We start from the raw sequence: 12,094 nt of genomic DNA, 5'->3' as shown, positions 1-12,094 counted from the left end.
CTGGATCCATTGGAAGTCGCATGCAAATAAGACAAAATAAAAAAGGAATGGCGCTCTTGGGGAAGCTATTTCGCTCCGACCCCCGCAACCGTACCGCCGCCCTGCTCATCGTGCTCTTTGCCGCCGTTGTGGCGGCCACAGAGCCGGTTCTGCCTGCCCTGATGAAGCATGTGCTCGACGTGGGCTTCACGGCCAAACGGGACTTCCCCCTGTGGGCCGTGCCCGCCGTGCTCATGGGCTTGTTCACCGTGCGCGGGCTTGCGTGGCTGGCGTCGCAGTTTCTCACACAGTGGCTGACCCAAAACGTGCTGGCGCGGGTGCGCGAGTTGGTCTTCGGGCAGATTGTGCATGCGCAACTTGCGCAACTCCAGCGCGAAAGCGCCAGCAGCCTGATCGGGGCGTCGGTGTACGAGGCGCAATTGGCGCTGGGGATGATCTTTCCGGGCCTGCTCACCCTGGTGCGCGACAGCTTCACTCTGGTGGCGCTGTTCGGCTATCTGCTGTGGGTGAACTGGAGTCTCACCTTGTTGACCTTGGCGATTCTGCTGCCGCTGATTTTCACCATGCGCCTCATCAGCCGCCGCGCCAAGCGGCTGAATGCGCAGATGCAGCAGGCGGCCGAAGAAACTTCCTATGCCTTGGAAGAAGGCATGCTGGCCGCTCCTGTGATTCGGGTGCACAACGCGCAGGACAATTTCGCCGCGCGGTTCCATCGCATCAACCAGGGCCTGCGCCGCACCACGGTGAAGACCTTGGTGTCAGGCTCCACCACCACGCCGGTATCGCAGTGGCTGTCCGCGCTGGCGGTGTCTGTGGTCATTGTCTTTGCCATGTGGCAGAGCGATGTGTCGGGTCAGCACAGCGTGGGCGGTTTTGTCGCATTCATCACCGCGATGATGATGACCCTCTCGCCGCTGCGCCGTGTGGCCGATATCGTGCAGCCCATGGTGCGTGCACTTTCCTCGCTCAACCGTCTGCAGTCCATCGTCAACGCACCGCAGGAACAGGACACCGGCACACACGCCGTTGACCGGGTGCGCGGCGATCTCGTGTTCGACAATGTCGGCGTGACCATCGGCGCCATGGATCGCCCGGTGCTCGACGGCATCAATCTTCAGGTGCGAGCGGGCGAAAGCCTTGCGCTGGTTGGTCCGTCCGGTGCGGGCAAGACCACGCTCATGCGTCTGGTGCCGCGTTTGCTGGAGCCCACCCGGGGCCGCCTGCTGCTCGACGGCGTGCCGCTGCACGACTGGAGCCTGCACAGCTTGCGCGAGCAAATCGCCTACGTCGGTCAGGACGTGGTGCTGCTCAATGACAGCATCGGCGCCAATGTCAGCTTCGGCGCGCCGCTGGACGAAGCACGCGCCTGGGCCGCGCTCGATGCAGCCGCGCTGGGTGATTTTGTGCGCGGCCTGCCCGGTGGTCTTGCCGCGCCGGTGGGCCACAACGGCTCGCAGCTCTCGGGCGGGCAGAGGCAGCGCCTGTCCATCGCGCGCGCGCTGTACAGAAACGCGCCGCTGCTCATCCTCGACGAAGCCACGAGCGCGCTCGATGCCGAAAGCGAGCGCCTGGTGCAGCAGGCGATCAATCGCCTGATGGACGGTCGCACCACCATCGTCATCGCCCACCGCCTGGCCACGATCGCGCACTGCCACCGCATCGCCGTGCTCGACGAAGGGCGGCTCATCGAACTGGGAACTCAAGCGGAGTTGCTGCGCAAAGGCGGGCTGTATGCTCAGTTGCACCGGATGCAGTTTCAATCCAAAGGATCTTCGGCTTGACGTGATCCACCTACCAACAGCATCACATCAAGCATCAGAAATCCGTCTTCAATTTCCGGTCTTGCTTGCGCTCCAGCTGCCGCCGTCATTGCCATTCTTCCAGGAGCCTGACGCGCTGTATTGTTGACTGGTGAACGATCCCGTGTAGCTACCTCCGGTCGACGTTCCGCCGCCGAACTGCCCCACACTATTGATCGTTCCCGTCAAAATGAAGGGGCCAGATTTGACTGACATGCAATTTGGTTGTACCGATGCGATAACCCCTGCTTGACTCACCGTCAAGGAGCAAGAACCGGAATCTCCTCGGGGGTCTGCTGGAACATACGACGCACTCCACGTGCCAGCGAATGCGGCAATTGAATTGGTTGTCGTTGGATTCAACGCAATGCCTGATGTCGACTGCCCCGGGGCCCATGTGTTGACCAGCAGTCCGGTGTCGCCACCCGAAGAGCCGTTGGTGCCACCACTTGTGCTCGTGCCAGCACTGGTGCCGCTTCCCACCGAGGATGGCGTGCTGGCCGTGGACACTGGGCTCGTTCCAACGCCAGGTGGACTTGTCGTGCCTGCGGTCGTCCCACTGCTGGAAGTTGTCCCGGATGGAGTTCCTCCGCCACCACTGGTCGGTATGCCCCCGCCAGTAGCGGAAGATCCGGCAGAGCCTGTGTTCGGGTTGGCTCCTCCTGTATTCGAGCCGCCCGCAATCGTTGTGCTCACACCACCCGGTGCCGTCAAAACAACTGGCAACTGCCCACCACCACAGGTGCTCAATGAGATCACATAGCTGCCGTTCGCATTCGTCGGCGCTGTCGATGTGGCACAAACCGCTCCAGTCTGAGAATTGGTTGCAGTGACATAAACACCAGCCACAGCGCCACCTGAGGCGCTCTGCACTTGCCCCGAAATGCAGTCCGCTGTGCACTGCGCGGCGGGTGCGGCTCCTCCGCCGCCCCCACCACACCCTGCCAACACAGCCACCAGCCCCAGCGTTGCCAGATGGCGGTAGTTCACATTTGCGTTGCTCATATTCCCTCCGATTGCCTTTTCAGCCTGGTGTTTCGATCTTCGACATACCCGAATGACCGCGATCGCCAGGGAATTGTCCTGCTTTCATCCCAGTCGATCGATTGCGTTTCAAAATTTCACAAATTTGCGAGGCGAAAAGAAAGACGCCCCCGTCCATGCTCCGACTCGCTTAGACTTTACAAAGTCGTTGTGGGCGATTTTCGTCCGATCCGCAGGGGGCCTGCTCAACATCAGCGCGCCGCCTTCACAGTCTGCACAACATTCCAGCGCATGGGACGAGAAACACCTCCAAATTCTTCTGCTTCCTGGTGCCAGGACATTGCGCAGTGGGCCGAGCATCTGCCGTTGATGGCGGGGTGTTTCGATGCGCAGAACAAGTTGCTCTATTGCAACGCAGGTTATGCCAACTGGCTGTGCAGAAATCCGGAGGAACTGCTCGGCAAGTCGCTGGAGGATTTCACGCCGCACGACGCGCTTGTCGCCATCGCGCCACATATTGCTGCGGTGCTGCGCGGCCAGGTTGTGCAATATGAACGTCAGGCCTACCACGCCGGGCGCCAGACGCAAGGGTGGCTGCAGGTGCGGCTGGTGCCCTTCCCGCCCGATGCCAGCGGTGCGACTCCCGGCTATTTCTGCTTCATGCAGGACACCACGCGGCTGCACGCCAGCGATACCTCGCTCGATCTGCTGCGCACCAGTCCGGGGCTGACCGTCTGGGAACTCGATCTGCACAGCGGCCAGTTGCATGCCGAACAGAACTGGCTCGATGAGGCGCATCGGCATGAGCCCAAGACCTTCACCATTCCCGAGTGGATGGGGCATGTGGTGCCGGCCGATCTGCCCGCGCTAGAGCAGGCCATTGCGCGCATCAGCGCCCCCGACGGTTTTGTGCAGACGGTGGAGACGCGCTTCATCCGCGCCGACGGCAGCATGGTGACGACCATGAACCATGGCATGGTGCGCGAGCGCGGGCCTGATGGGGCCGCCACCCGCATTTTCGGCCTGACCTGGGACATCAGCGAGCTACGGCAGACGCAGCATCGGCTGGTGCGCAGCGAAAGCCGCTTTCGCATGCTGGCCGAACTCTCCAGCGAGTGGTTCTGGGAGTCCGACAGCAACGACGTGCTGACCTACATCACCCGCAGCAGCCGCCGCGCCGGGGATTCGCCGCTGGCCAGTCTGAACCTGATCGGGCGCAACCTCCATGCGCTGTACCCGGGGCAGGAGTTCTCGCCGGAATGGGCGCAGCTGCGCTATCTCATGGAGGAGCAGGAGGAGGTGCGCGATCTGATCGTGCCGTTCCGTCTGGGGCCCGATCAGGCGCTGCTGTGGTGGCGCATCGACGCCGCGCCGATGATCGACCATCTGGGCCTGTACCAGGGCTATCGCGGCGTGGTGCGCGACGTGACCAAGGCGCATCAGGACGAGGAAAAGCTCGAACTCGCCGCCTACCGCGACCCGCTCACCGGGCTGGCGAACCGCACCCTGTTCGAAAAGCACCTCGAGGACGCGATCGCCGTGACCCCGCCGGGGCAGAGCTTCGCGGTGCTGTTCATCGACCTCGACCGCTTCAAGCTGATCAATGACGCGCTGGGTCACGCGGTGGGCGACCGGGTGCTGGTGGAAGCCGCGCAGCGTCTGGTGCAGCTCGCCCGTCCGAACAACACCGCCGCGCGGTTTGGCGGCGACGAATTCCTGATTCTCGCGCGCGATACGCACGACGCCGCGCAGGCCATGCGCCTGGCCCAGCAGGTGCAGGACACGCTGGGCGAGCCGATGGAACATGGCGAGCGCACCCTGCAGACCACGGCGAGCATCGGCGTGGCGGTGTTTCCGCAGCATGGCCGCACCACCGCCGAATTGCTGGGCCGGGCGGATGCGGCCATGCACGAGTCCAAGGTGCTGGGACGCAACCGGGTGGAGTCGTTTTCAGTGGCGCTGCAGTCGCGCATCGAGCGCCGATCGCAACTGGAAGAGGAACTGCGCGCAGCCATCATCAACCGGCGCTTCGAGGTGCACTTCCAGCCGATCTGGTCGCGGCGGCAAAGCGTGTTGCTGCACGACGATTCGGCCACCCTCGACACTCTGCGCGGCGCTTACGAGATTGCCGGAGTGGAGGCCCTGGCGCGGTGGACGCGCGGCAACGGTGAGCGCGTGGCGCCCGACGAGTTCATCGCCATCCTGGCCGACTGCGGCCTGCTCGACAGCTTCGGCCCGGTGATGCTGTCGATTGCACTGGAAGGTTTCGCCCGCCTGCGCAAGGAGCAGGGCTTTGCGGGCACCATGGCCTACAACGTCTCGCCTCGGCAGCTGCATGTCAGCGCCTGCGTGCCCTGCGTGTCCGAGATGGCGCAGAGCGTCGATGTGCCGAGCAACCAACTGGTGCTCGAACTCACCGAAAACGTGGAAATCGAGCACAACCCCGATCTGCTGGCCGTGCTCGACGGCTTCCGCGACATGGGCGTGCAGCTCTCGCTCGACGACTTTGGCGTGGGCTATTCCAATCTCGGCTACCTCACCCGGCTGCCGGTCAACCAGATCAAGATCGACCGCGCCATCGCCTCGGGCGTGAGCGCCGACCGCTTCAAGGCCGCCATCGCCCGTGCCACCCTCACCATGGCCAAGACCCTCGGCCTGGAAGTGGTGGCCGAGGGCGTGGAAACCGTCGCCGATCTGCTGTGGATGGAGCGCGCGGGCTGCCCGATGATCCAGGGCTGGGTGTTCTCGCGTGCGCTCAATCTGCAGCAGATGCTGAACCTGCTGCGCGACCAGCGCACCGCGCCCCGCTAGACATCATGGTCGCCGCCCGAGGGCAGATGGCCGGTCCCCAACATCGTAGGTTGCGCGCCGAGGCGCGTAGAGCTACATGCTGTGGCATAGGCCATCAGCAAACAGGAGACCGACCATGGAAAAGGGTACCAAGATACATGTGGGTTTGGACGTCCATAAGGACAGCATCACGGTGGCTGCGGCCGAGCCAGGGCGAGACAAAGCTCGCTTGGTGGGCAAGGTCGTGCATGACGTTCCCAAGCTGTTGAAGGTTCTGACCAAGCTGGGCACAGTCGATGGACTGCACATCGTCTACGAGGCCGGCCCGACGGGCTACGGGTTGCAGCGGGCATTGGCTGCCAGGGGCTATGCGTGCGAGGTCATTGCGCCGTCGAAGACGCCTCGGCAGTCTGGCCAGCGGGTCAAGACCGACGCCCGCGACAGCCTGGATCTGGCCGAGTACTCGCGTGCCGGCACGCTGACGCCAGTGTGGATCCCCGACCCCGAGGACGAGGCGATCCGCGATCTGTCACGGGCGCGCGAGGACGCCGTCAACAACCGCACGCAGGTGCGTCAACAGCTCAAGGGGTTCCTGCTGCGTCACGACCGGCGCTATGGCGGGAAGACCTCCTGGTGCGCCACGCACGATGACTGGCTGGCCAGGCAGAGCTTCGACTCGGCGGCCACGCAGACGGCCTTCACCGAGTACTGGCAAGCGGTGAAGGCTGCCGACGAACGTGTGGCGCGGTTGACGAAGGCGCTGCAGGAGTCGATCACAGGTTGGCGCTTCGAGCCGGTGGTCGATGCTTTGCAGGCGTTGCGTGGAGTGGCTGCGGTCAGCGCGATCGGCCTGGTCGCGGAGATCGGTGACCTCAGCCGATTCGAGCACCCACGCAAGCTCATGGGCTACCTTGGCCTGGTGCCTTCGGAGCACTCCAGCGGCGAACGTACGAGCCGAGGCAGCATCACCAAGACGGGCAACGGCCATGCGCGCAGGCTGCTGATCGAGGCGGCCTGGAGCTACCGATTCAAGGCCAGAGTCGGCAAAGAGATCAACGCGCGCCAGCAGGGGCTATCCGAGGCGATTCGCACGATTGCGTGGAAGGGACAGTTGCGACTGACCAGCCGCTACGCCGTAACCGGTAAGCCAGCGGCGTTCTTTCGTTCGTTTCGGATCCCACGAAGAATGTTTCCCATCGCAGGGATGAGGAGACATTCGAGATGGAGAACGACGCGGCAGAGGTGGCCGAGGTCAAGCGGCGGCGGCACCTGGACGAGGCGTGCTGGCGCGACGTGATTGAGCGTTTCCCGGCCTCGGGGCTGACGCTCAAGAGCTTTTGTCGGCAGGAGCGAGTGTGTGTGAGCAGCTATCGGCGCTGGCGTGAGCGGCTGTCGGGCAAGGTGAAGGCTGCGCCCGTGACGGCCAAGACTGGGCGTATGGAGCAGCGTGCCGCGGGGTTCATCGAGTTGGGCGAAGTCGGTACCGGCGGCATGCATGCGCCCATGGAGTTGCGGCTGGACCTGGGCGGCGGCATGAGCCTGCATCTGGTGCGCCGCTGATATTCTTTCCTGAGGGGCGCATCCGGGTCTTCTTGTATGGGCAGCCTGCCGACATGCGCAAGTCCTACGACGGGCTGTACGCGCTGGCGCGCCAGGGCTTTGAGGTCGACCCGCTGGGCGGGCATCTGTTCGTGTTCGCGAACCGTCGGGCTGACCAGATCAAGGTGCTGTACTTCGATCGCAGCGGCTGGTGCGTGTGGAGCAAACGGCTGGAGGCCGGCCGCTTTGTGCGCGACTGGGGCGGGCAGCGCAGCGCCGAGATCGACTTCACCGCGCTCAAGCTCCTGCTCGAGGGGCTGCAGGTGACGCGGCAGTTCAAGCGGCATCGACACGTGGAGTGGCGATAACGGGTTTTGCAATGTGGCAAAGCCCGATTCCCTTCGGGCTTTGCCATGGGCACAATGCTTTCATGCGTGCAGACCCCGCTCAAGTGCAGACCTATACCGCCCAGATCGTGGCGGGCATGGCGGTTGAGGCTCTCGTGCGGTTGCTGCAATCGCAAGCGCAGACCATCGTTGAGCAGCAGCGGCAACTGGCGTGGTTCAGGCGACAGATCTTCGGCAGCAAGAGCGAACGGCTGCAGAGCGTGGCCGATGCGCAGCAACTTCATCTCGGCCAGATTCTGGGTGATCTGCCGATCCCGCCACAAGCCCCCGAGGCTGGACGCCAAGTGGCCGGGCACACGCGGCGCGCACGCACGACAGATTGTGCTGGCGACCAGGACGCGACGGCGTTCTTCGACGCCGAGCGGGTCGAGGTGCAGGTCATCCACCTGCCGTGCGCCCAGGCGCAGGGGTTGCGTGCCGAGGAGTACGAGGTCATCGGCGAGAAGGTCAGCTACCGCCTGGCGCAGCGCCCGGGCGCCTATGTGGCGCTCAAGTACGTGCGCCCGGTGATCAAGCGGCTCGACACCGCGACCCTGCACTGCGCGCCGGCGCCGGCCAGCGTGTTCGAGGGCAGCCGCGCCGACGTGAGTTTCGTCGCCGGCATGGCGGTGGACAAGTTCCGCTACCACCTGCCGCTGTACCGCCAGCATCAGCGGCTGGCCGATGCCGGCTTCAAGCTCAGCCGGGCCTGGTTGACCCAGCTCATGCAGCAGACTGCGGCGCTGCTCGAGCCCATCGTGGATGCGCAGCTGGCCTCGATCCTGGGCGGGCATGTGATCACGATGGACGAGACCCCGATCAAGGCCGGCCGCGCCGGGCCGGGGAAGATGAAGGGCACGTACTTCTGGCCGGTGTATGGCGAGCACGACGAGGTGTGCTTCCCCCACTTCGCCTCGCGCCGCCATGAGCATGTGAGCCAAGTTCTTGGACAGTTGCCCAGTGGCACGGTGCTGCTGAGCGATGGCTACGCGGCCTATGCCCGCTATGCGAGGCAGACCGGAGTCACCCACGCGCAGTGCTGGGCGCACGCGCGGCGCCTGTTCTTCGAGGCGCAAGACGCCGAGCCGCGGGCGGCCACGCAAGCCTTGCAGCACATCACCGCGCTGTACCGTATCGAGGCCGAGATCCGCGCCGCCGGGTGGGAGGGTGCGGCCAAGCTGGCGCATCGCGCCACCCACAGCCGGGCGCGGGTGCAGGCGTTCTTCGCCTGGGTCGAGCAGCAGTTCGCGCAGCAGGGCCTGCTGCCGAGCAATCCGTTGACCAAAGCGCTGGCCTACGTGCGAGAGCGACGGGCAGCGCTGTCAGTGTTCATCGATGACCCGGCGGTGCCCATCGACACGAACCACATCGAGCGCGCGCTGCGTCCGATCCCGATGGGGCGGCGCAACTGGCTGTTCTGCTGGAGCGAGGTCGGCGCACGCCATGTGGGCATCCTGCAAAGCCTCATCGCCACCTGCGTGCTGCAGGGTATCGACCCGTACACCTATCTGGTCGACGTGTTGCAGCGCGTGGGCCGACATCCCCAGTCCCGGGTGGTCGAACTCACCCCCAGGCTGTGGACGCAGCACTTCGGGCAGGACCCGCTGTGCTCGGACCTGGACAGGGCCGCGCCCCGATGACGCAGCGGATCTCCACGCGCATTGTTGCCCAGGCGATCCTCACCGTCGACCGCATGGATCTGCGCGCGCGCGAGGCGCTCGCCGACGAGATCCATGCGCACCAGCCCACGCTGCTTGCCAGTGTGCTGGTCCTGCCGCGCCTGGGCGCCAGGCTGGAGCAGGTCGAGATTATCCTCAACATCCTCTTCGTGGTGTACCAGGCGATGAAGATCAGCGGACATGCATGGCCGATGGTCTGCGAGGATCTGCAAGATCGCTGCCTCGACCGCCTCGTGGCGAAGATGCTCTTCCTCGACGGCTTGACCACGCTGCAGCAGGCGCAGGCGCTGCAGCAGCAGATCGACTCCCACGCCGAGCCCAACCTGCTGGCGTTCGTCTACAGCCGCCTGCAGGATCACGACCTGCTGGACGTGAAAACCGATGCGATCAAGTTCATGCTTCTGGCAGCGGTGAACCTCACCGAGTGCGTCGCAGCAGTATGCCCATCGCACACCACCAAGGCGGTGCAGCGGCGCACTGCCCGACGCGTGAAGACTGCTGCCTGATGCTGCTGCATCTACCCACCCAATAGCTCGAGCGCAATCACGCCGCTGGCTGAACGCTTACGCTACGCCGCCCTACAAAAGCGTGGCGTTCAGGCCAACAAGGTCTGCGTGGCCGTGGCCCGAGAGCTGGCGGGCTTCGTCTGGGCAATCGGCATGCACGCACAACGCGAAAGGGGGACCACCTGAACACAGGACCGGGATCGATCGGGCGATGCCACACGAGCACCGAGAGGGCAACCCTCGAAACTCCTACCAGGGCACCGCAAGGCTGATCCCCGACTCTAGAGCGAGGCAGGCCCGCGACGAATCGATGAAGTGCTGGTAATCAATCCGCGGATATGAGTCTGATTCATCGTCGCTGCAACGCTCGTGTCGCATCACCCGATCGATCCTGAAACCCATCACCGGCCATCACCTATGCGCTGACGCGATTGACAGCGGCGACCATATGAGGAGTCAGTCGGGCTTGGGGGCGGATGGCGAAATAGGGCTGTGGGGATGCGATGTGGCGGCGGATTTGCAGCCCCATGGTGGGGGCCATGGGGGCAAGAAGCTGCTGCCGCAGCGCGCCGCACAGCCCTTTTGCAGCCCGCGATTCCCAAGCCCGACAGACTCCTAGGGCCCGCTCACTGCGGCGGTCGCAGCTCTCTGCGCAGAATCTTGCCCACCGGCGTCTTCGGCAGCTCGCCACGGAATTCGATGAATTTGGGCCGCTTGTAGCCAGTGAGCTGTTCATGCAAAAAGTCGCGCAGTTGCTGCTCGGTCAGCGCCGGGTCCTTTTTCACGACGAACAGCTTGACGGCCTCGCCCGAATTCGCATCGGGCACGCCCACGGCCGCGGCTTCGAGCACACCCGGGTGCATCACCGCCACGCCCTCCACCTCGTTGGGATAGACATTGAAGCCCGACACCAGAATCATGTCCTTCTTGCGGTCGATGATCTTCACATAGCCTTTGGCGTCGATCTCGCCGATGTCGCCGGTGCGCAAAAAGCCGTCGGCGGTGAAGGTCGCCGCAGTGTCCTCCGGCCGGTTCCAGTAGCCGCGCATCACCTGCGGCCCGCGCAAGGCAATTTCTCCGGGCAGACCGGCCGCCACCTCGCGGCCGCTGTCGTCCACCAACTGCAGTTCGGTGGACGGAATGGGCATGCCGATGGTGCCGCTGTAGCGGTCGGTATCGGTGGGGTTGCAAATGGCCGACGGCGAGGTTTCCGACAGGCCGTAGCCCTCGCAGATCGGGCAGCCGGTGCGCTCCAGCCACCGCTTGGCCACCGCCTCCTGCACCGCCATGCCGCCGCCCAGACACATCTTCAGGTTTCCCCAGTTCACCTTGTTGAAATCCGGATGATTGAGCAGGCCGTTGAACAGGGTGTTCACCGCGGGGAAGGAATGCACCTCGTATTTCGCCAGCTCCTTGAGCGTCGCCGGCAGATCGCGCGGGTTGGGAATCAGGATCATCATGCCGCCCTCGTGCGCGCTGAGCATCATGATGACGGTGAACGCAAAGATGTGATAGAGCGGCAGCGCGCAGATGGTGTTGAGCTGCTGTCCCTTGGGCAGCTTGCCCAGAGCCGGGGCGTACCAGGCGGCCGACTGCACGATGTTGGCCACGATGTTGCGGTGGGTGAGTGTCGCGCCCTTGGCCACGCCGGTGGTGCCGCCGGTGTATTGCAGCAGGGCCACGTCTTCTGCGCCGACCTGCGGCGGATGGAAGGGCAGTGCCGCGCCCTTGCCCAGTGCCGCCTTCCAGGCCACGTGCCCCGGCAGGGACCAGGAGGGAACCAGCCGCTTCTTGTGTCGCACCACATAGTTGACGATGGCTCCGAGCGGAAATCCCAGCGTCTCGCCCATGTTCGCCACCACCACATGCCTGACCGCGGTGTGCGCGATGACCTGCTGCAAGGTGTGCGCAAAGTTCTCCAGAATGACGATGGCCACCGCCCCGCTGTCCTTGAGCTGGTGCTCGAGCTCGCGCGGGGTGTAGAGCGGATTGACATTGACCACCACCAGCCCGGCGCGCAGCACGGCCGCCACCGCCACCGGATACTGCGGCACATTGGGCATCATGATCGCCACCCGGTCGCCCTTGTTCAGCCCGAGCGACTGCAGATAGGCCGCCAGCGCCGTGCTTTGCGCACCCCACTGCGCATAGCTGGTCTTGTGTCCCATGAAGGCGAAGGCGGGGCGCTCGGCAAAGGCCTTGAAGCTGCGCTCGAGCAATGCGCCAACGTTCGAAAAAATATCCGGGTCGATGTCCGCAGGCACGCCTGCGGGGTAATTCGCCAGCCAGATTCGCTCCATGAACTGTCTCCTGCTTTTTGTGGAATGCAGCATGACGGGAAAAAAGCACGCCCGTTCGTTTTTCGGAACATAGCCGATTCGATGGAATTCGGCTAGAGCGCGCCTCAGTCA

Annotated in this window: 8 protein-coding genes; 7 read left to right on the top strand and 1 reads right to left on the bottom strand. The window is 64.3% G+C overall.

The features are described 5' to 3' along the window. Nucleotides 1-47: 47 nt before the first annotated feature. The 7 genes from AC1ZQA_RS03480 to AC1ZQA_RS03450 all read left to right on the top strand — a co-directional run bounded on the left by AC1ZQA_RS03480 (nucleotide 48) and on the right by AC1ZQA_RS03450 (nucleotide 9,683). Complete coding sequence (locus tag AC1ZQA_RS03480) at nucleotides 48-1,781, top strand: ATP-binding cassette domain-containing protein (protein ID WP_482678440.1); 1,734 nt, start codon at nucleotides 48-50, stop codon at nucleotides 1,779-1,781. Nucleotides 1,782-3,074: 1,293 nt separating this feature from the next. Further along, nucleotides 3,075-5,594, top strand: a complete 2,520-nt coding sequence (locus AC1ZQA_RS03475; RefSeq protein WP_482678439.1) for a sensor domain-containing protein — start codon at nucleotides 3,075-3,077, stop codon at nucleotides 5,592-5,594. A 115-nt stretch (nucleotides 5,595-5,709) separates the two neighbouring features. Further along, nucleotides 5,710-6,870, top strand: coding sequence for an IS110 family RNA-guided transposase (locus AC1ZQA_RS03470; protein ID WP_482678438.1), 1,161 nt, complete (start codon nucleotides 5,710-5,712; stop codon nucleotides 6,868-6,870). Then, complete coding sequence (gene tnpA / locus AC1ZQA_RS03465) at nucleotides 6,795-7,133, top strand: IS66 family insertion sequence element accessory protein TnpA (protein WP_482676863.1); 339 nt, start codon at nucleotides 6,795-6,797, stop codon at nucleotides 7,131-7,133. The genes AC1ZQA_RS03470 and tnpA overlap by 76 nt, the downstream gene beginning before the upstream one ends. A gap of 32 nt (nucleotides 7,134-7,165) precedes the next feature. Beyond that, nucleotides 7,166-7,480 (top strand): IS66 family insertion sequence element accessory protein TnpB, encoded by a 315-nt coding sequence (gene tnpB / locus AC1ZQA_RS03460; RefSeq protein ID WP_482678437.1) that lies wholly within the window; start codon nucleotides 7,166-7,168, stop codon nucleotides 7,478-7,480. Between the two features lie 62 nt (nucleotides 7,481-7,542). Next, nucleotides 7,543-9,138 carry an IS66 family transposase gene (tnpC, locus tag AC1ZQA_RS03455; protein WP_482676861.1) on the top strand — a complete coding sequence of 532 codons (1,596 nt, stop codon included), beginning with the start codon at nucleotides 7,543-7,545 and terminating at the stop codon, nucleotides 9,136-9,138. Next, nucleotides 9,135-9,683 (top strand): hypothetical protein, encoded by a 549-nt coding sequence (locus tag AC1ZQA_RS03450; RefSeq protein ID WP_482677032.1) that lies wholly within the window; start codon nucleotides 9,135-9,137, stop codon nucleotides 9,681-9,683. Before tnpC ends, AC1ZQA_RS03450 begins: the two co-directional genes overlap by 4 nt. Nucleotides 9,684-10,309: 626 nt before the next feature. On the opposite strand, the gene AC1ZQA_RS03445 is transcribed toward AC1ZQA_RS03450, so the two are convergent. After that, nucleotides 10,310-11,983 (bottom strand): long-chain-fatty-acid--CoA ligase, encoded by a 1,674-nt coding sequence (locus tag AC1ZQA_RS03445; protein WP_482678436.1) that lies wholly within the window; start codon nucleotides 11,981-11,983, stop codon nucleotides 10,310-10,312. Nucleotides 11,984-12,094: the final 111 nt, after the last annotated feature.

The sequence above is a fragment of the Thiomonas sp. DCM-2 genome, from assembly GCF_056820905.1.
The sequence above is the reverse complement of the archived record's forward strand: the minus strand, read 5'-3'. Positions and strand labels throughout refer to the sequence as shown.

Excerpts from the sequence above, each read along its gene's own strand:
- AC1ZQA_RS03480 (WP_482678440.1), top strand. The coding sequence starts at position 48 with ATGGCGCTCTTGGGGAAGCTATTTCGCTCCGACCCCCGCAACCGTACC.
- AC1ZQA_RS03470 (WP_482678438.1), top strand. The coding sequence starts at position 5,710 with ATGGAAAAGGGTACCAAGATACATGTGGGTTTGGACGTCCATAAGGAC.
- tnpA (WP_482676863.1), top strand. The coding sequence starts at position 6,795 with ATGGAGAACGACGCGGCAGAGGTGGCCGAGGTCAAGCGGCGGCGGCAC.
- AC1ZQA_RS03475 (WP_482678439.1), top strand. The coding sequence starts at position 3,075 with ATGGGACGAGAAACACCTCCAAATTCTTCTGCTTCCTGGTGCCAGGAC.
- AC1ZQA_RS03450 (WP_482677032.1), top strand. The coding sequence starts at position 9,135 with ATGACGCAGCGGATCTCCACGCGCATTGTTGCCCAGGCGATCCTCACC.
- AC1ZQA_RS03445 (WP_482678436.1), bottom strand. The coding sequence starts at position 11,983 with ATGGAGCGAATCTGGCTGGCGAATTACCCCGCAGGCGTGCCTGCGGAC.
- tnpC (WP_482676861.1), top strand. The coding sequence starts at position 7,543 with ATGCGTGCAGACCCCGCTCAAGTGCAGACCTATACCGCCCAGATCGTG.